Here is a 17,465-nt window from a genome sequence, read left to right as displayed (position 1 = left end):
GGCGTAGGAGTTCCCGAAGACGGAGCCATCGACGACTTCCCCAGCGCCAACAGCATTTCGGCGGTGTGTCTCGATAGCTGCCAGCCGCCCTGGAACGGGGTGAACTCCATCGGGAAGGTGAAGTTGTCGTTGTTGGGCTGGGCGGTGCGAATGGCGATGGTGGCCTTCACGTTCGACGGATTCTTGTCCGACCATGCGATGTCGTTCGCTGTGAAAGTCATCGGCAAGTAGCCGTTGTCGCGCAAGGCGGTGGTGAATTTGTCCAGCGTGGTCACGCTCTCCGGCGTCGCACCCTCCACCAGATTCACCTTGCTGGCGCCCGGAACGTTCGGGTCGGCGAGCCGCGTCAGCACGTCGGTGAGGGCCTCGGGCGGGGGCAGGGGAGCGCTGACGGGCGCGGCCACCTGGCTCGACGTGACCGGTGGGAGCGCAGAGGCGGGCGAGGAGCCAGCGTTCGGGTGCGGCGGCGAACATGCCGCGAGCCCGACCGCCGCCAGGGCGGTGGCGGCGCTCAGCGCTACGGGCAGTGGCGGGTGCATCCAGTCGGGCGAGCGGCTAGACGGCTCTGGCCGCTTCGCGAGGCAACGGTGTCGCTAAGGTCGGGCCGGTGGGTGCGATGGAAGTCACACGGCCGCCGGGGGCGACGACGACGCGAGTCGAGCCTGTGGCGAGGCTTTTTGCGGTCACTCTGCCACCTCCGAAGGCCCTTTCGATCACCACGATTAGTGGCCGAGATTACCAGCGTGACGAAAATCTTAACTTTTCGTGGGTATTTGACTCCCTACATCAATCGGCAATCGCCGGTAGCTTTGAAGTATCCGCCGCGCCAATTCGGTGTGGGAAAGGAGCGCAAGATGGGTAGCTCAGAGCGTTCTGACGCTTTCGGAACATCAGACATGTCCAGCGGCGACGAGGCCGAGTTGGAGCAACTGCGACGCGAGGCCGCCATGTTGCGTGAGCAACTCGAGCACACCGTCGGCTCGCACGGTGGGGCCCGCTCCGCCCGCGATGTGCATCAGCTCGAAGCGCGCATCGACTCGCTTGCGTCGCGGAACTCGAAGTTGATGGAGACCCTCAAAGAGGCCCGCCAGCAACTGCTCGCGCTGCGTGAGGAAGTCGATCGGCTGGGGCAGCCGCCCAGCGGCTACGGGGTGCTGCTCGCCACCCACGAGGACGACACCGTCGACGTGTTCACCTCCGGCCGCAAGATGCGGCTGACCTGCTCGCCGAACATCGACGTTTCGTTGCTGCGCAAGGGGCAGACGGTCCGCCTCAACGAGGCCCTGACCGTCGTGGAGGCCGGCACGTTCGAATCGGTCGGTGAAATCTCGACGTTGCGCGAGCTCCTAGCCGACGGGCATCGGGCTCTGGTCGTCGGACACGCCGACGAGGAACGCATCGTGTGGCTGGCCGAGCCGCTGGTCGCCGAGGACCTGCCCGAGGGGCATCCCGACGCCCTCAATGACGACACCCGGCCGCGCAGGCTGCGGCCCGGCGACTCACTGCTGGTCGACACCAAGGCCGGGTACGCCTTCGAGCGCATTCCCAAGGCCGAGGTCGAGGACCTGGTGCTGGAAGAGGTTCCGGATGTCAGCTACGAGGACATCGGTGGCCTGACCCGCCAGATCGAGCAGATTCGCGACGCCGTGGAGCTGCCGTTCCTGCACAAGGAGCTGTACCGCGAGTACGCGCTGCGCCCGCCCAAAGGTGTGCTGCTCTACGGTCCGCCCGGTTGCGGTAAGACGCTGATCGCCAAGGCCGTGGCCAACTCGCTGGCCAAGAAGATGGCCGAGGTGCGCGGCGACGACGCCCGCGAAGCCAAGTCCTATTTCTTGAACATCAAGGGCCCCGAGCTGCTCAACAAGTTCGTCGGCGAGACCGAGCGGCACATCCGGTTGATCTTCCAGCGCGCCCGCGAGAAGGCGTCGGAAGGCACACCGGTGATCGTGTTCTTCGACGAGATGGATTCGATCTTCCGGACCCGCGGGACCGGGGTGTCCTCGGATGTCGAAACGACCGTGGTTCCGCAGCTGCTCAGTGAGATCGACGGCGTGGAGGGACTCGAGAACGTCATCGTGATCGGCGCATCCAACCGCGAGGACATGATCGACCCCGCCATCCTGCGGCCGGGACGTCTGGACGTGAAGATCAAGATCGAGCGGCCGGATGCCGAAGCGGCGCAAGACATCTTCTCGAAGTACCTGGTCGAGTCGCTGCCGGTGCACAGCGACGACCTGGCCGAGTTCGACGGCGACCGTGCGGCCTGCATCAAGGCGATGATCGAAAAGGTCGTCGACCGGATGTACGCCGAGATCGACGACAACCGGTTCCTGGAGGTCACCTACGCCAACGGTGACAAGGAAGTCATGTACTTCAAGGACTTCAACTCCGGGGCGATGATCCAGAACGTCGTCGACCGAGCGAAGAAGAACGCGATCAAGTCGGTACTGGAAACCGGCCAACCCGGTCTGCGCATTCAGCACCTGCTGGACTCGATCGTCGACGAGTTCGCCGAGAACGAAGACCTGCCCAACACCACTAACCCCGATGACTGGGCGCGCATTTCGGGCAAGAAGGGCGAGCGGATCGTCTACATCCGCACTCTGGTCACCGGCAAGAGCTCGAGCGCATCGCGGGCCATCGACACCGAATCCAACCTGGGCCAGTACCTGTAGCGGTCGGCACCGGGTAAGCCGTTCGGGCTCAGTCGGTCACCAGGGAATAGCTGTTGGTCAGGTTGTCCTGCAGCACCTGCGCGGGCCGCTGGGTCGTGTCCACGCGCAGTTCGTCGGTGAGCACCCGCGGTTGATACGACCACCCGGCCGGCAGCTCGAGCCGGTCGGCAAGGCCGGGTAGGTCGGTCCGCGACAAGGTGGCGTCGGCGACCTGGCTCCACGTCTGCATGACCCAGTGCCGGCCCTGCGGGTCGATGAGTTCGAACACCTGCTGGCCGGCGTCGAAGACGAACACCGTGTGGCGATTGACCGTGTTGGGGACGTAGGGCGCCGGGTTCATCGACGACAGCAGCACGGTGGCCTGTTGGATCATTTCGATCCCGCCGAAGGACTTCGTGATCTGCGGCCCTCGGTCCTGCTTTTCGATGGCGTTCATCAGCCAGTACCGGGGACCGTTGAGCAGCGCCGCGGCCGCGCCGTGTTCGGTGGCGATGGCATGCGCGTCCAGTGCCGACCACAGCTCCTGGGGACAGTCGTTGAGCGGGAAGCTGTTGTATACCGTGGCCTGCGGGCCCGCCTCGCCGGGTGTTACCAGCAGTACCTCCCCGTAGCGCTTCCCGGACAGGTCGAGTGCGTGCTTACCGACGGCGCGGCCGGATTCGGGGCTTGACACAGGGTGAAATTAATCACTGCTATCGGTGCCGTCAACACGACGGTCGCCCCCCGCGCGCCCCGCCGCGCGGGCCACTTCGTCGACCGGCCTACGCTTAGGTCATGCAACGGATTATCGGGACGGAGGTCGAATACGGCATTTCATCGCCATCCGACCCGACAGCCAATCCGATCCTCACGTCGACGCAGGCGGTTTTGGCTTATGCGGCCGCGGCCGGCATTCAGCGCGCCAAGCGCACCCGCTGGGACTACGAGGTGGAATCGCCGTTGCGGGATGCCCGCGGATTCGACCTGAGCCGCTCGGCGGGCCCGCCCCCGGTGGTCGATGCCGATGAGGTAGGCGCGGCCAACATGATCCTGACGAACGGCGCGCGGCTCTACGTCGACCACGCGCACCCCGAATACTCCGCCCCCGAGTGCACCGACCCGCTGGACGCGGTGATCTGGGACAAGGCCGGTGAGCGCGTCATGGAGGCCGCCGCGCGCCACGTCGCCAGCGTGCCCGGGGCCGCGAAGCTACAGCTCTACAAGAACAACGTCGACGGCAAGGGCGCGTCCTACGGGTCGCACGAGAATTATCTGATGTCGCGGCAGACGCCGTTTTCAGCCATCATCGCCGGGCTGACCCCCTTTCTGGTTTCCCGGCAGGTGGTCACCGGCTCGGGCCGGGTCGGCATCGGCCCCTCCGGTGACGAGCCCGGCTTCCAGCTGTCCCAGCGTTCGGACTACATCGAGGTGGAGGTCGGCCTGGAAACCACCCTCAAGCGCGGCATCATCAACACCCGCGACGAGCCGCACGCCGACGCCGACCGGTACCGGCGGCTGCACGTCATCATCGGCGACGCGAACCTCGCCGAGACGTCGACCTATCTGAAGCTGGGCACCACCGCGCTGGTGCTGGACCTGATCGAAGAAGGCCCGGCGCACGGCATCGACCTGAGCGACCTGGCGTTGGCTCGGCCGGTGCATGCGGTCCACGCCATCAGTCGCGACCCATCGCTGCGCGCCGCCGTGGCACTGGCCGACGGTCGGGAGCTGACGGGGCTTGCGCTGCAACGGGTTTACCTTGACCGGGTGGCCAAACTGGTCGACGGCCGAGATCCCGATCCGCGCGCGTCCGACGTCGTCGAAACGTGGGCGCACGTGCTCGACCAACTCGAGCGCGACCCGATGGAGTGCGCCGAAATACTTGACTGGCCGGCCAAGTTGCGCCTGCTCGAAGGGTTCAGGCAGCGCGAAAACCTGAGTTGGTCGGCGCCGCGGCTGCACCTGGTGGACTTGCAATACTCCGACGTCCGGCTGGACAAGGGCCTCTACAACCGGCTCGTCGCGCGCGGTTCGATGAAGCGCCTGGTGACCGAGCACCAGGTGCTCGAGGCGGTGGACAAACCGCCTACCGACACGCGCGCCTACTTCCGCGGTGAGTGCCTGCGCAGATTCGGCGCCGACATCGCCGCGGCCAGCTGGGACTCGGTGATTTTCGACCTGGGTGGTGATTCGCTGGTCCGCATCCCGACGTTAGAGCCGCTGCGCGGCAGCAAAGCCCACGTCGGCGCGCTGCTGGACTCGGTGGACAGCGCCGCCCAACTGGTCGAGCAACTCACCAGCTAGGTGTCGGTTAACCCCGGGAACGTCGGGGTCGACCGGTAGGCTAGGAAAGACCAACGGGCAGTGTGGCTTGATCGGTGAACAAGCTATTCAACAGGCCCAGACAACGCAGGAGGCGGCGATGGCTCAGGAGCAGACCAAGCGTGGCGGCGGAGGCGACGACGAAGACGATGTCGCCGGCAGCACCGCCGCGGGCCAAGAGCGCCGGGAGAAGCTGGCCGAGGACACCGACGATTTGCTGGACGAGATCGACGACGTCCTTGAGGAGAACGCTGAGGACTTCGTTCGCGCGTACGTCCAAAAGGGCGGACAGTGACCTGGCCTTTCTCTGATCGCCTGTCCGCCAATTCCGCACTTCCGGGCTACGCACATCCAAGAATCCCCGCTATAGACCTTTCGTCGTTTGCTGATCTGCTGCGTCGGCAGGCACCGGAGTTGCTGCCGGCGAGCCTGTCGGGCACCCACTCGGATGCCGCCGCCACGGGGCAGCTGCCGCACGGCACCACCATTGTCGCGCTGAAATACCCCGGCGGCGTGGTGCTCGCCGGTGATCGGCGTTCGACGCAGGGCAACATGATCGCCGGGCGCGACGTCAAGAAGGTGTACATCACCGACGATTACACGGCGACCGGCATCGCCGGCACCGCCGCGATCGCGGTGGAGTTCGCCCGCCTGTATGCGGTGGAACTCGAGCATTACGAAAAACTCGAGGGCGTGCCGCTCACGTTCGCCGGCAAGGTGAACCGGCTGGCCATCATGGTGCGGGGCAACCTGGCCGCCGCGATGCAGGGTCTGGTCGCCTTGCCGCTGCTGGTGGGCTACGACATCGATGCGCCCGACCCCGAGGGTGCCGGGCGCATAGTGTCTTTCGACGCGGCCGGTGGCTGGAACCTGGAAGAGGAGGGCTACCAGTCGGTGGGGTCGGGCTCGATTTTCGCTAAGTCGTCGATGAAGAAGTTGTACTCGCAGGTCACCGACGCCGACTCCGCGGTGCGTGTTGCCATCGAGGCGCTCTACGACGCGGCCGATGACGATTCCGCCACCGGCGGACCGGATCTGGTGCGCGGCATTTACCCGACCGCGGTCACCATCGGCGCCGAGGGGGCGCTGGAAGTGCCGGAGAGCCGCATCGCCGAATTGGCCCGCGAGGTGATCCAAAGTCGTTCGCGCGCTGACACTTTCGGCCCCGATGGTGGTGAGAAGTGAGTTTCCCGTATTTCATCTCGCCTGAACAGGCGATGCGCGAGCGCAGCGAGCTCGCGCGTAAGGGCATCGCCCGGGGCAAGAGCGTGGTCGCACTGGTCTACGCCGGCGGTGTGCTCTTCGTCGCGGAGAACCCGTCGCGGTCGCTGCAGAAGATCAGCGAACTCTACGACCGCGTCGGCTTCGCGGCCGCCGGCAAGTTCAACGAATTCGACAACTTACGCCGCGGCGGAATTCAATTCGCCGACACCCGGGGCTACGCCTACGACCGTCGCGACGTCACGGGCCGCCAGCTGGCCAACGTCTACGCGCAGACGCTAGGCACCATCTTCACCGAACAGGCCAAGCCCTACGAGGTGGAATTGTGTGTCGCCGAGGTCGCGCACTATGGCGAGAACAAACCGCCTGAGCTGTACCGGATTACCTACGACGGCTCGATCAACGACGAGCCACACTACGTGGTGATGGGCGGCACGACGGAGCCGATCGTCACCGCGCTCAAGGACTCTTACGCCGAGAACGCCGATCTGCGCGAGGCCACGCGCATCGCCGTCAAAGCCCTGCGGACCGGCAGCGAAGCCTCGAATGGCGACCAATCGGCCCTGGACGTCGCCAGCCTGGAAGTCGCCATCTTGGATGTCAACAGGCCGCGGCGGGCGTTCCGGCGGATCAATCGCGCCAGCCTGGAAAATTTGCTGCGCGAGCTGAATTCCGACGGATCAGCAGGCGACGGCGAGGAATCTGACGGGAAGCCCGCCGGCTAGACATCGCTCGGTGGCCCCGAGTCGCCGGTCGTCGGGGACGCCCTCGGCGCAGCCTCCCGGAGGCCTCGCGGAGGGCTGCGAAAAACTTCGTCGGATGGATACGTGCGGCTTGCTCACCGTCACGGTCGGACAACCAGTACGCTCGATTACGTGCAGCGACGAATCATGGGCATCGAGACCGAGTTCGGGGTCACCTGCACATTCCATGGGCACCGACGGCTCAGCCCGGATGAGGTGGCCCGCTACCTGTTCCGCCGCGTGGTGTCCTGGGGCCGCAGCTCCAACGTTTTCCTGCGTAACGGCGCCCGCCTGTACCTTGACGTGGGCAGCCACCCCGAGTACGCCACCGCCGAGTGCGACAGCCTGGTGCAGCTGGTCACCCACGATCGCGCGGGGGAATGGGTGTTGGAAGACCTGCTCGTCGATGCCGAGCAGCGGCTGGCCGACGAGGGCATCGGCGGCGACATCTACCTGTTCAAGAACAACACCGATTCGGCGGGCAACTCCTACGGGTGCCACGAGAACTACCTGATCGTGCGGGCCGGCGAGTTCTCCCGGATCTCCGATGTGCTCTTGCCGTTCCTGGTCACCCGCCAGCTGATCTGCGGCGCCGGCAAGGTCCTGCAGACCCCGAAGGCCGCGACGTTCTGCCTTTCCCAACGTGCCGAGCACATTTGGGAGGGTGTCTCCAGCGCCACCACGCGCAGCCGGCCGATCATCAACACCCGCGACGAGCCGCACGCCGACGCCGAGAAGTACCGGCGGCTGCACGTGATCGTCGGCGACTCCAACATGTGCGAGACCACCACCATGCTCAAGGTGGGCACGGCCGCGCTGGTGCTGGAGATGATCGAAGCCGGCGTCCCGTTCCGGGACTTCTCGCTGGACAATCCCATCCGCGCCATCCGCGAGGTCAGCCACGACATCACCGGCCGTCGGCCCGTGCGGCTGGCGGGTGGGCGGCAGGCCAGCGCGCTGGACATCCAGCGCGAGTACTACAGCCGCGCCGTCGAGCACCTGCAGACCCGCGAGCCCAACGCGCAGATCGAGCAGATCGTCGACCTGTGGGGCCGTCAGCTCGACGCGGTCGAAAGCCAGGACTTCGCCAAGGTGGACACCGAGATCGACTGGGTGATCAAACGCAAGCTCTTCCAGCGCTACCAGGACCGCTTCAACATGGAGTTGTCCGACCCCAAGATCGCCCAGCTGGACCTGGCCTACCACGACATCAAGCGCGGGCGCGGCGTCTTCGACCTGCTGCAGCGCAAGGGGCTGGCCGCCCGCGTCACCACCGACGAGGACATCGCGGAGGCGGTCGACAACCCGCCGCAGACCACCCGGGCGCGGCTGCGCGGCGAGTTCATCAGCGCCGCCCAGGCGGCCGGCCGTGACTTCACCGTCGACTGGGTGCACCTCAAGCTCAACGACCAGGCGCAGCGCACCGTGCTGTGCAAGGATCCGTTCCGGGCGGTCGACGAGCGAGTCAAGCGCCTGATCGCGAGCATGTAGCGGCTGGAACGAGCCGGCGCGACGCGGATGGCTGGTGAAAGCGTCGGATGAGGACCATCGAATAACCTGGAGCCGATGGCGACGTCAAAAGTCGAACGGCTGGTGAATCTGGTCATCGCCCTGCTGTCCACACGCGGCTACATCTCGGCGGACAAGATCAGGTCGAGCGTGGCGGGCTATTCGGACAGCCCCAGCACCGAGGCGTTCTCGCGCATGTTCGAGCGGGACAAGAACGAGCTGCGCGACCTGGGCATCCCGCTCGAGGTAGGCCGGGCGTCGGCCACGGATCCCACCGAGGGTTACCGGATCAACCGCGACGCCTACGCGCTCGCGCCGGTCGACCTGACCCCCGACGAGGCGGCCGCGGTAGCCGTGGCGACGCAGCTGTGGGAGTCGCCCGAACTCATTACCGCGACCCAGGGCGCGCTGCTCAAACTGCGCGCGGCCGGCGTCGACGTCGATCCCGACGCGCCGGTCGCCATCGCGTCGCCGGCCGGGGTGCCCGGCCTGCGCGGATCGGAGGATGTTCTCGGGATCCTGTTGTCCGCCATCGACGCCCGGCAGGCGGTGCAGTTTCAGCACCGACCCTCGCGCGCCGAGCCATACGCCACCCGCACCGTCGAACCCTGGGGGGTGGTCACCGAAAAGGGCCGCTGGTATCTGGTGGGCCACGACCGCGACCGCGGCGCCACCCGCACCTTCCGGCTCTCCCGGATCGGCCCGGACGTCACGCCGATCGGCCCGCCCGGCGCCGTCGCCGTGCCGAAAGACGTTGACTTGCGCACGATCGTGGCCCAGACCGTCACCGAAGTGTCGGCGACGCCGACGGTCGGGCAGGCCCGGGTGTGGGTGGCCGACGGGCGCGCCACCGCGCTGCGGCGCGCCGGCAGACCCGTCGATGCCCGCCAGTTCGGCGGTCGTGACGGCGAGGTGATCGAACTCGACATCAGGTCCGCCGACCAGCTGGCACGCGACATCGCGGGCTATGGGGCCGACGCCCTGGTGCTCGAACCGCGCTCCCTGCGCGACGACGTGGTGGCCCGGCTGCGCGCGCATGCGGGCGCAGACGCCGTCGGCGCGGGGCGACCGCCCCCTCTCGGGGAAGTGTCCGCATGACACGCGCCGGCGACGATGCGAAGCGAAGCGATGAGGCGGGGGCACGCCCCCACAAGTGGGAGGTATTTCGGCCCGCTTGCGGCGGAAAGCGGCGCTCATGACACCGATCTCCACCCGGCTGATCCGGCTGTTGAACATGGTTCCGTATTTCCAGGCCAATCCCCGGGTCACCCGAGCCAAGGCGGCCGCCGATCTCGGGGTGTCGGCCAAGCAGCTCGAAGACGACCTCAATCAGTTGTGGATGTGCGGGCTGCCCGGCTACTTCCCGGGGGACCTCATCGATTTCGAGTTCTCCGGGGACACCATCGAGGTGACCTTCTCCGCGGGAATCGACCGCCCGCTCAGGCTCACCTCGCCGGAGGCCACCGGGCTGTTGGTCGCGTTGCGGGCGCTCGCCGACATTCCCGGTGTCGTCGACCCCGAGGCCGCACGCAGCGCCATCGCCAAGATCGAGGGCGTCGCCGGAGCCCGTGCGCACGACGCTTCAGCCGCGGCGGCGGCGGCCGTCGGCGAGCCCGCGCCGGTGGAGAATCGGGCCACGGCCGCGGTGCGCGCGGCCGTCCAGTCCAAGCACGCTCTGGCCATCGATTACTACTCCGCTTCCCACGACACCCTGACCAGCCGGGTCGTCGACCCCATCCGGGTGCTGCTGATCGGCGGCCACAGCTACCTGGAGGCCTGGTCGCGCGAGGCCGAAGGCGTTCGGCTGTTCCGCTTCGACCGGATCGTGGACGCCAGCGAGCTCGACGAGCCGGCCGCGCCGCCCGAGCCGGCCCTGCACGCTCCGCCGGACACCTCGCTGTTCGACGGCGACCCGGCGCTGCCGTCGGCCAAACTGCGCGTGGCCCCCGCGGCCTCCTGGATGTTCGAGTACTACCCGATGCGCGACGTGCGCGAGCTGCCGGACGGATCCTGTGAGGCGGTGATGACCTATGCCTCCGAGGATTGGATGACGCGGCTGGTGCTGGGCTTCGGCCCGGACGTGCAGGTGCTGGCACCCGCATCCCTGGCGCAGCGGGTGCGGGATGCCGCGGCGGCCGCCCTGGCGGCCTACGAAGCCCTGAACTGACGAAAATCCAGGCGGTACGGTCCACCGCGGCGCGGCGCGGGCCCGCCGCCGGAGGGCGCCGCTGCGGTAGCATCGGGTGAACGTCTGGAGGTAATCAAAGTGGGCAGTCTTAGTCCGTGGCACTGGGCGATCCTCGCGGTCGTGGTGATCTTGCTCTTCGGTGCCAAGAAGCTCCCCGACGCGGCGCGTTCGTTGGGTAAGTCGATGCGGATCTTCAAGTCCGAACTCCGCGAAATGCAGACCGAGAACAAGGCGGAAGCGCCTTCCCTGGAAACCCCGTCGAACCCGCCCGCCACCCCGCAGCCGGTGCAGTCGCAGCGGGTCGACGCGCCGACGCCCAGCGGGCAGGGGCACAGCGAAGCACGCCCGGCATAGCCGTCACCATCGCCGCGCGCTGCCCGAGCGCCACTGACCGAGCATCGTGAAAATCTTCAAGGTTTCGGCGCGCACTTCCGGCCTGCTGAGGCGCCTCAACCCGCGTAACCGGCGCAGCCGAACCAACCCGGATGCGACGATGTCGCTGGTCGATCACCTGACCGAGCTGCGCACTCGGCTGCTGATCTCCCTGGCCGCGATCCTGCTGACCACGATTTTCGGGTTTGTGTGGTACTCGCATTCGATCTTCGGCCTGGAAAGCCTCGGCGAGTGGTTGCGCCATCCCTACTGTTCGCTGCCGCAGTCGGCGCGCGCCGAGATCAGCCCTAGCGGCCAATGCCGGCTGTTGGCCACCGCGCCCTTCGACCAATTCATGCTGCGGCTCAAGGTCGGGCTTACCGCCGGAGTGGTGCTGGCCTGCCCCGTGTGGTTCTACCAGCTCTGGGCGTTCATCACGCCCGGGCTTTATCAGAAGGAACGCCGCTTCGCGATCGCGTTCGTGATCCCCGCCGTGGTGCTGTTCGTCATCGGCGCGGTGCTGGCCTACTTCGTCTTGGCCAAGGCCCTGGGCTTTTTGCTGACCGTCGGCAGCGACGTCCAGGTGACCGCGCTGTCCGGCGACCGATATTTCGGCTTCCTGATCAACCTGCTGGTCGTCTTCGGCGTGAGCTTCGAATTCCCGCTGCTTATCGTCATGCTCAACACCATCGGCGTGCTGACCTACCAGCGCCTCAAGGCGTGGCGTCGCGGCCTGATCTTCGCGATGTTCGCATTCGCGGCGGTCTTCACGCCCGGATCCGACCCGTTTTCGATGACCGCCCTCGGGTTGGCGCTGTCGGTGCTGTTGGAGTTCGCGATTCAGATTGCTCGGCTGCACGACAGGCGGAAGGCCAAGCGTGAAGCCCAGGCCGCGATTGCCGACGACGAAGCATCGGTGATCGAACCGCCCGCCGCGATACCCGAGCCGTCGTTTACCGCCGGGCAACACGACGATGTCACCTGAGCCGTCGCCGCCCCCCGAGGTGGCCGAGCTGGTGGAGCTCACCCGGTTCACCGCCGAACTGCCCTTCGCGCTGGACGGCTTTCAGCATCGGGCGTGCGAAGCGCTCGAACGAGGCCACGGCGTGCTGGTCTGCGCGCCGACCGGCGCGGGCAAGACGGTGGTCGGCGAATTCGCCGTGCACCTGGCGCTGGCATCCGGCGGCAAATGCTTTTACACCACGCCGCTGAAAGCGCTGAGTAACCAAAAGCACACCGATCTCACGGCGCGCTACGGCCGCGACCGCATCGGCCTGCTCACCGGGGACATGTCGGTGAACGCCGACGCGCCCGTGGTCGTCATGACCACCGAAGTGCTGCGGAACATGCTTTACGCCGATTCGCCTTCCCTGCAAGGGCTTTCGTATGTGGTGATGGACGAGGTGCATTTCCTCGCCGACCGGATGCGGGGTCCGGTGTGGGAGGAGGTGATCCTGCACCTGCCCGACGAGGTGCGGGTGGTCAGCCTCTCGGCGACGGTGAGCAACGCAGAGGAATTCGGCGGCTGGATTCAGACCGTGCGCGGCGATACGACGGTCGTGGTCGACGAGCATCGACCGGTGCCCCTGTGGCAGCACGTGTTGGTGGGCAAGCGCCTGCTGGATCTGTTCGACTACGGCAACGAGAAGCCGGCCGCGGATCGGCACCCTCGCGTCAATCCCGAACTCCTGCGCCACATTTCGCACCGCCGTGAGGCGGACCGCATGACCGACTGGCAACCGCGTCGGCGGGGCTCGGGACGGCCGTCCCGTCCCCGCTTCTACCGGACGCCGGGGCGCCCGGACGTGATTGCCACCCTGGATTCCGAAGGGCTGCTGCCGGCGATCACGTTCGTGTTCTCGCGGGCCGGCTGTGACGCCGCCGTCCAGCAATGCCTGCGCTCGCCCCTGCAACTGACCACCCAGGAGGAGCGGGCTCAGATCGCCGAGGTGATCGAGCACCGGTGCGGCGACCTCGCGGACGCCGATTTGGGTGTGCTCGGCTACTACGAATGGCGCGAGGGGCTGCTGCGCGGTCTGGCGGCTCACCACGCCGGCATGCTGCCCGTCTTCCGCCACACGGTCGAAGAGCTGTTCACCGCCGGGCTGGTCAGGGCGGTGTTCGCCACCGAGACCCTGGCGCTCGGGATCAACATGCCCGCCCGCACGGTGGTGCTCGAACGGCTGTTGAAGTTCAACGGCGAGCAGCACGTGGCGCTGACACCGGGGGAGTACACCCAGCTCACCGGCCGCGCCGGGCGGCGCGGCATCGACGTCGAGGGCCATGCGGTCGTGCTGTGGAATCCCACCGAGGAGACCACCGAGCCCTCCGCGGTGGCCGGGCTGGCCTCCACCCGCACCTTCCCGCTGCGCAGCTCGTTCGCGCCGTCGTACAACATGACCATCAACCTGGTCCAGCAGATGGGTCCCGAGCAGGCACATCGGTTGCTGGAGCAGTCATTCGCGCAGTATCAGGCCGACCGCTCCGTCGTCGGCCTGGTCCGCGGCATCGAGCGCGGCACCACGATGCTCGAGGAGATCGCCGCCGAGATCGGCGGAACCAAGGCCCCGATCCTCGAATACGCCCGGATGCGGGCACGCATCAGCGAGATGGAGCGCGCGCAGTCCCGCGCGTCCCGGCTGCAACGACGGCAGGCCGCCAGCGATGCGCTGGCTGCCCTGCGCCGCGGCGACATCATCAACATCACCCATGGCCGGCGCGGTGGCCTGGCCGTGGTGCTGGAATCGGCCCGCGACAGCTCCGACCCGCGACCATTGGTGCTCACCGAAAACCGTTGGGCGGGAAGGATTTCCTCGGCGGACTATTCGGGTGTGTCGGCGCCGGTCGGATCGATGCCGCTGCCCAAGCGGGTCGAGCACCGGCAGCCTCGGGTCCGGCGCGACCTGGCGTCGGCGCTGCGGTCGGCCGCCGCCGGGTTGACCATCCCGGCCCGGCGCCACGGCGGCAGGGGAGACTCAGATGGCGCGCTTCACGATCCCGAGCTAGCGTCGCTGCGCGACGCGCTGCGCCGGCACCCGTCGCACAATGCGCCCGGTCTGGAGGAACGGGTCAGGCAGGCCGAACGCTATCTGCGGATCGAACGCGACAACGCGCAATTGGAGAAAAAGGTTGCGGCGGCCACGAATTCGCTGGCCCGGACCTTCGATCGGATCGTCGGGTTGCTTACCGAGCGCGGCTTCATCGAAGGGCGCGACGGCGATCCGCGCGTCACCGACGACGGCCGGCTGCTGGCGCGGATCTACAGCGAAAGCGACCTGCTGGTGGCCGAGTGCCTGCGCACCGGCGCGTGGTCGGGGCTGAAGCCGCCCGAACTCGGGGCGGTGGTGTCGTCGGTGCTGTACGAGACCCGGGGCGGCGAGGGGCCTGGGGCGGGTTTCGCGGCCGACGCGCCCACGCAGCGTTTGCGGCAGGCGCTGCAGCAGACGTCGAGGCTGTCGATGGCGCTGCGCGCCGATGAGCAAACGCACCGGATCGCGCCAAGCCGCGAGCCCGACGACGGCTTCGTCAACGTCATCTACCGCTGGGCCCGCACCGGCGACCTGGCGGCGGCGCTGGCCGCCGCCGACCCGGCCGGCACCGGATCACCCCTGCTGGCCGGGGATTTCGTGCGCTGGTGCCGCCAGGCGCTGGACCTGCTGGACCAGGTTCGCAACGCCGCGCCCGACGCCGAGCTACGGGCCACCGCCAAGCGGGCCATCAACGACATTCGGCGCGGCGTCGTCGCAGTTGACGCCGGGTAGGCTAGGCCGGAGCTACCGTTAAGCGGCGATAGTTCATGCCAAGACACAAGGGCTGAGGGAGAAAGATGAGCGGACCGCAGGGATCGGACCAGCAGTGGCAGCCGCCCGGTCAAGGTCAAGGCAGCGATCACTCGTCCGAGCCGACTCAGGTGGCGCCCTGGCAGGACCAGTCGAACCAGGAGACGTCGTGGCAGGCCCCGGCCTACACCCCGCCGGCCGACTACCCGCACTACCAACAGCCGGCTGAGCAGGCTTATCCGCAGCAGTACCCCCAGCAGCCGGGCTACGCGCAACCCGGGCAGTATGGTCAGCCCGGCCAGTACGCCCCACCCGGGCAGTACGGCCAACCGGGGCAGTATCCGCATCCGGGGCCGGGGCAATATGGCCAGCCGGGTCAATACCCCCAGCCCGGCCAGTACGGGCAACCGGGCCAGTACGGCCAACCGGGCCAATACCCGCAGCAGTACCCCGGTTATGAGCAGCCCGGCAAGAAGCGGCCCGTCGGTCTCATCGCCGGTGTGGCCGGCGCGATCGCGCTCCTGCTCATCGCGGTCGTGCTGGTGCTGGGTTTCTGGCAGCCCGGGTTCTTCGTCACCACCAAGCTGGACGTCAATAAGGCGCAGGCCGGGGTCCAGCAGGTGCTCAGCGACGAAACCAACGGCTACGGCGCGAAAAACGTCCAGAACGTCAGGTGCAACCATGGCCAGAACCCCACCGTCAAGAAGGGCGCCACGTTCGACTGCGACGTCAGCATCGACGGCACGCCCAAGCACGTGACGGTGACCTTTCAGGACAACAAGGGCACCTACGAGGTCGGCCGGCCGCAGTAGCCGCGGTGCCGATCAGTCGGGCAGGGCGTCCAGCGCCTTCTGCAAGCGGGCGATCGACGAGCCGACACCCAGCTCGGTCGCCAATTCGGCGGTGCGCCGCGGATGAGCGGCGACCAATGGTAGTTCGTCGCTGGCAGTCGAGAACGTGACAGGCGCGTCGCTGGCCACCCGCACCACGTTGCCGGCCGCCTCGATGTAGTCCAGCGCCGCCAGCAGCTTCGTGCGGATACTCTTGGCCATCTTCGACGTCGGGTCGTGGGCGGCGGCCAGGATTCGGTCCAACGAACCGTGCTGGGCCAGCAGCGTCGCCGCGGTCTTATCGCCGACGCCCGGCACCCCGGGCAGGCCGTCGGATGGGTCGCCGCGCAGCAGCGCGAGTTCGGCGTAGGCGGGTCCGGCGCGATCCACCGGGACACCATAGTGTTCGGCCACCTCGGCGGGCCCGAACAACGTGGCTTTGCTCAACCCGCGGCCGAGGTAGAGCACCCGGACCGGGACAGGATCGTCCGACACCACCTGCAGCAGGTCGCGGTCGCCGCTGACCACCACCACCGGGTCGTTGCGTTCCCGGGCCGCCAGCGTGCCCAGTACGTCGTCGGCCTCGTAGCCCTCGGCGCCGGCCGTCGGAATCCCGTATGCGTCAAGGAGTTCGGCGATCATGTCGATCTGGGGCGTCAGATCGTCCGGTATCTCCTCGACGTCCGGCTCGTCCTGTGGATCCTCCACGGCCACGCGGTGGGCCTTGTAGGACGGGACGAGGTCTACCCGGAATCGGGGACGCCAATCGAGGTCCAAGCAGACGGCCAGCCGGCTGGGCCGCTGCTGGGTGATCACCACGGCCATGGAGTCGATGAATCCCCGAACGGCGTTGACGGGCCGGCCGTCGGGCGCGGTGATCGAGGACGGCACCCCGAAATACGAGCGGAACCACATGCTGGCGCCGTCGAGCAGCACGAGCGGGGATCGCAAGCGCGGCGGAGCTGGCATGCCGGTTATGGTCTCACGCCGCCGTGGGGCGACGCGCGGTCGAGCACTAGCCTGCGTGTCAGTGTCAGGGTGAGGTGTTGCTTGTTGCGGTGGTCGGATCCTGATCACCTGGTGTTTGGCTCGTAGCCTGCTTGCCGCTTTCGGGTTGGCGTTCATGTGTTTTGTCGGGCATCAGGTGTGAAGGACCGGCCGGCGTGACTTGATAGGAGCGTGGCACCGCCCCCACTGAGGTTTGTCCGCCGACCGGCCCAACCGTCACCTCACAGTGAAGGAGGCAACCACCATGGTTGTTGTTGGAGCCGATGTACACAAGCACAGCCATACGTTCGCCGCGGTCGATCAGGTAGGGCATGCCCAGGCGGTGATGTGGGCCCGCGAACGTTTCGGCAGCGAGGTGGTGTGGGCCATCGAGGATTGCCGGCATTTGTCGGCGCGGTTGGAACGTGATCTGCTCACCGCCGGTCAGCAGGTGGTGTGGGTGCCGCCGAAGTTAATGGCCCAGACTCGCGCCTCGGCGCGGACCAGGGGTAAGTCTGACCCGATCGATGCGCTGGCTGTTGCGCGGGGATTCTTGAGGGAATCTGACCTGCCGGTCGCTTCCCGTGACGAGGTGTCTCTTGAGCTCAAGCTGCTGGTGGATCGTCGCGAAGTCCTTGTTGCACAACGGACTGCAACGATCAATCGGTTGCGTTGGCGCGTTCACGAACTCGATCCTGAACGTGCCCCGGTTCCGGCCTCGCTGGATCGTTGCAAACATCGGCTCCTGTTAGATGCCTGGTTGGCGACCGCTCCCGGTCTAGTTGTAGGAGGTCACCACGTTGGTGACGCCGGTGGCGAGTCGTGATGCTGGTGGCTGGCCGCCAGCGGCAGAGTGTGGT

The 17,465-nt window shown here is 67.3% G+C and carries 15 protein-coding genes and 1 pseudogene; 13 read left to right on the top strand and 3 right to left on the bottom strand.

Going from position 1 to position 17,465, the window contains the following annotated elements; genetic code table 11:
* Positions 1-539: lipoprotein LppK (gene lppK, locus BST14_RS24740; protein ID WP_083066962.1), on the bottom strand; the 539-nt coding region annotated here is incomplete at its 3' end.
* Between the two features lie 315 nt (positions 540-854).
* Between lppK and arc the strand changes: the two genes are divergently transcribed.
* Positions 855-2,675, top strand: coding sequence for a proteasome ATPase (arc, locus tag BST14_RS24735; protein ID WP_083066961.1), 1,821 nt, complete (start codon positions 855-857; stop codon positions 2,673-2,675).
* 28 nt (positions 2,676-2,703) lie between these two features.
* Here the strand turns inward: arc and BST14_RS24730 are convergent, their stop codons facing one another.
* Positions 2,704-3,348, bottom strand: coding sequence for a hypothetical protein (locus tag BST14_RS24730; RefSeq protein ID WP_083066958.1), 645 nt, complete (start codon positions 3,346-3,348; stop codon positions 2,704-2,706).
* 101 nt (positions 3,349-3,449) lie between these two features.
* Between BST14_RS24730 and dop the strand changes: the two genes are divergently transcribed.
* The 11 genes from dop (at position 3,450) to BST14_RS24675 (ending at position 15,600) form a co-directional block, all read left to right on the top strand.
* Complete coding sequence (gene dop, locus BST14_RS24725) at positions 3,450-4,958, top strand: pup deamidase/depupylase (protein ID WP_083066957.1); 1,509 nt, start codon at positions 3,450-3,452, stop codon at positions 4,956-4,958.
* A gap of 118 nt (positions 4,959-5,076) precedes the next feature.
* Positions 5,077-5,271 (top strand): ubiquitin-like protein Pup, encoded by a 195-nt coding sequence (locus tag BST14_RS24720; protein ID WP_066860430.1) that lies wholly within the window; start codon positions 5,077-5,079, stop codon positions 5,269-5,271.
* Positions 5,268-6,161 (top strand): proteasome subunit beta, encoded by an 894-nt coding sequence (gene prcB, locus BST14_RS24715; RefSeq protein WP_083066956.1) that lies wholly within the window; start codon positions 5,268-5,270, stop codon positions 6,159-6,161. Before BST14_RS24720 ends, prcB begins: the two co-directional genes overlap by 4 nt.
* On the top strand, positions 6,158-6,922 hold the full coding sequence (gene prcA, locus BST14_RS24710; protein WP_083066955.1) for a proteasome subunit alpha: 765 nt from the start codon (positions 6,158-6,160) through the stop codon (positions 6,920-6,922). The genes prcB and prcA overlap by 4 nt, the downstream gene beginning before the upstream one ends.
* A 150-nt stretch (positions 6,923-7,072) precedes the next feature.
* Positions 7,073-8,431 (top strand): Pup--protein ligase, encoded by a 1,359-nt coding sequence (gene pafA / locus BST14_RS24705; RefSeq protein ID WP_142279577.1) that lies wholly within the window; start codon positions 7,073-7,075, stop codon positions 8,429-8,431.
* Positions 8,432-8,506: 75 nt separating this feature from the next.
* Entirely contained in the window at positions 8,507-9,547 is a 1,041-nt protein-coding gene (locus tag BST14_RS24700) for a helix-turn-helix transcriptional regulator (RefSeq protein WP_083066953.1), read from the top strand.
* 97 nt (positions 9,548-9,644) lie between these two features.
* Positions 9,645-10,616 (top strand): helix-turn-helix transcriptional regulator, encoded by a 972-nt coding sequence (locus BST14_RS24695; protein WP_083066952.1) that lies wholly within the window; start codon positions 9,645-9,647, stop codon positions 10,614-10,616.
* 99 nt (positions 10,617-10,715) lie between these two features.
* Positions 10,716-10,991 carry a Sec-independent protein translocase subunit TatA gene (gene tatA, locus BST14_RS24690; RefSeq protein WP_083066951.1) on the top strand — a complete coding sequence of 92 codons (276 nt, stop codon included), beginning with the start codon at positions 10,716-10,718 and terminating at the stop codon, positions 10,989-10,991.
* A gap of 46 nt (positions 10,992-11,037) precedes the next feature.
* A complete protein-coding gene (gene tatC, locus BST14_RS24685) occupies positions 11,038-11,994 on the top strand; it encodes a twin-arginine translocase subunit TatC (protein ID WP_142279576.1) in 957 nt (318 codons plus the stop codon).
* 19 nt (positions 11,995-12,013) lie between these two features.
* Positions 12,014-14,770, top strand: a complete 2,757-nt coding sequence (locus BST14_RS24680) for a DEAD/DEAH box helicase (protein ID WP_083066950.1) — start codon at positions 12,014-12,016, stop codon at positions 14,768-14,770.
* 65 nt (positions 14,771-14,835) lie between these two features.
* The gene (locus tag BST14_RS24675) at positions 14,836-15,600 is read left to right on the top strand and encodes a DUF4333 domain-containing protein (protein WP_083066949.1); all 765 of its coding nucleotides are present in this window, start codon (positions 14,836-14,838) and stop codon (positions 15,598-15,600) included.
* Between the two features lie 12 nt (positions 15,601-15,612).
* Here BST14_RS24675 and BST14_RS24670 read toward each other — a convergent pair whose 3' ends face one another.
* Positions 15,613-16,569: a 5'-3' exonuclease gene (locus tag BST14_RS24670; protein ID WP_083066959.1), complete on the bottom strand. Its 957-nt coding sequence runs from the start codon at positions 16,567-16,569 to the stop codon at positions 15,613-15,615.
* A gap of 283 nt (positions 16,570-16,852) precedes the next feature.
* Between BST14_RS24670 and BST14_RS24665 the strand changes: the two are divergent.
* Positions 16,853-17,389 (top strand): annotated as a pseudogene (locus BST14_RS24665) (IS110 family transposase); the annotation flags it as partial.
* Between the last annotated feature and the right edge of the window lie 76 nt (positions 17,390-17,465).

Origin of the sequence: Mycobacterium arosiense ATCC BAA-1401 = DSM 45069 (genome assembly GCF_002086125.1) — a bacterium.
In the GTDB taxonomy this organism is placed as follows: Bacteria; Actinomycetota; Actinomycetes; order Mycobacteriales; family Mycobacteriaceae; genus Mycobacterium; species Mycobacterium arosiense.
This window is presented reverse-complemented; position numbering and strand designations above follow the sequence as displayed.

Bases quoted from the DNA above. Each gene is read 5' to 3' on its own strand.
- BST14_RS24695 (WP_083066952.1), top strand. From the start codon at position 9,645: ATGACACCGATCTCCACCCGGCTGATCCGGCTGTTGAACATGGTTCCG.
- dop (WP_083066957.1), top strand. From the start codon at position 3,450: ATGCAACGGATTATCGGGACGGAGGTCGAATACGGCATTTCATCGCCA.
- BST14_RS24720 (WP_066860430.1), top strand. From the start codon at position 5,077: ATGGCTCAGGAGCAGACCAAGCGTGGCGGCGGAGGCGACGACGAAGAC.
- BST14_RS24700 (WP_083066953.1), top strand. From the start codon at position 8,507: ATGGCGACGTCAAAAGTCGAACGGCTGGTGAATCTGGTCATCGCCCTG.
- arc (WP_083066961.1), top strand. From the start codon at position 855: ATGGGTAGCTCAGAGCGTTCTGACGCTTTCGGAACATCAGACATGTCC.
- BST14_RS24675 (WP_083066949.1), top strand. From the start codon at position 14,836: ATGAGCGGACCGCAGGGATCGGACCAGCAGTGGCAGCCGCCCGGTCAA.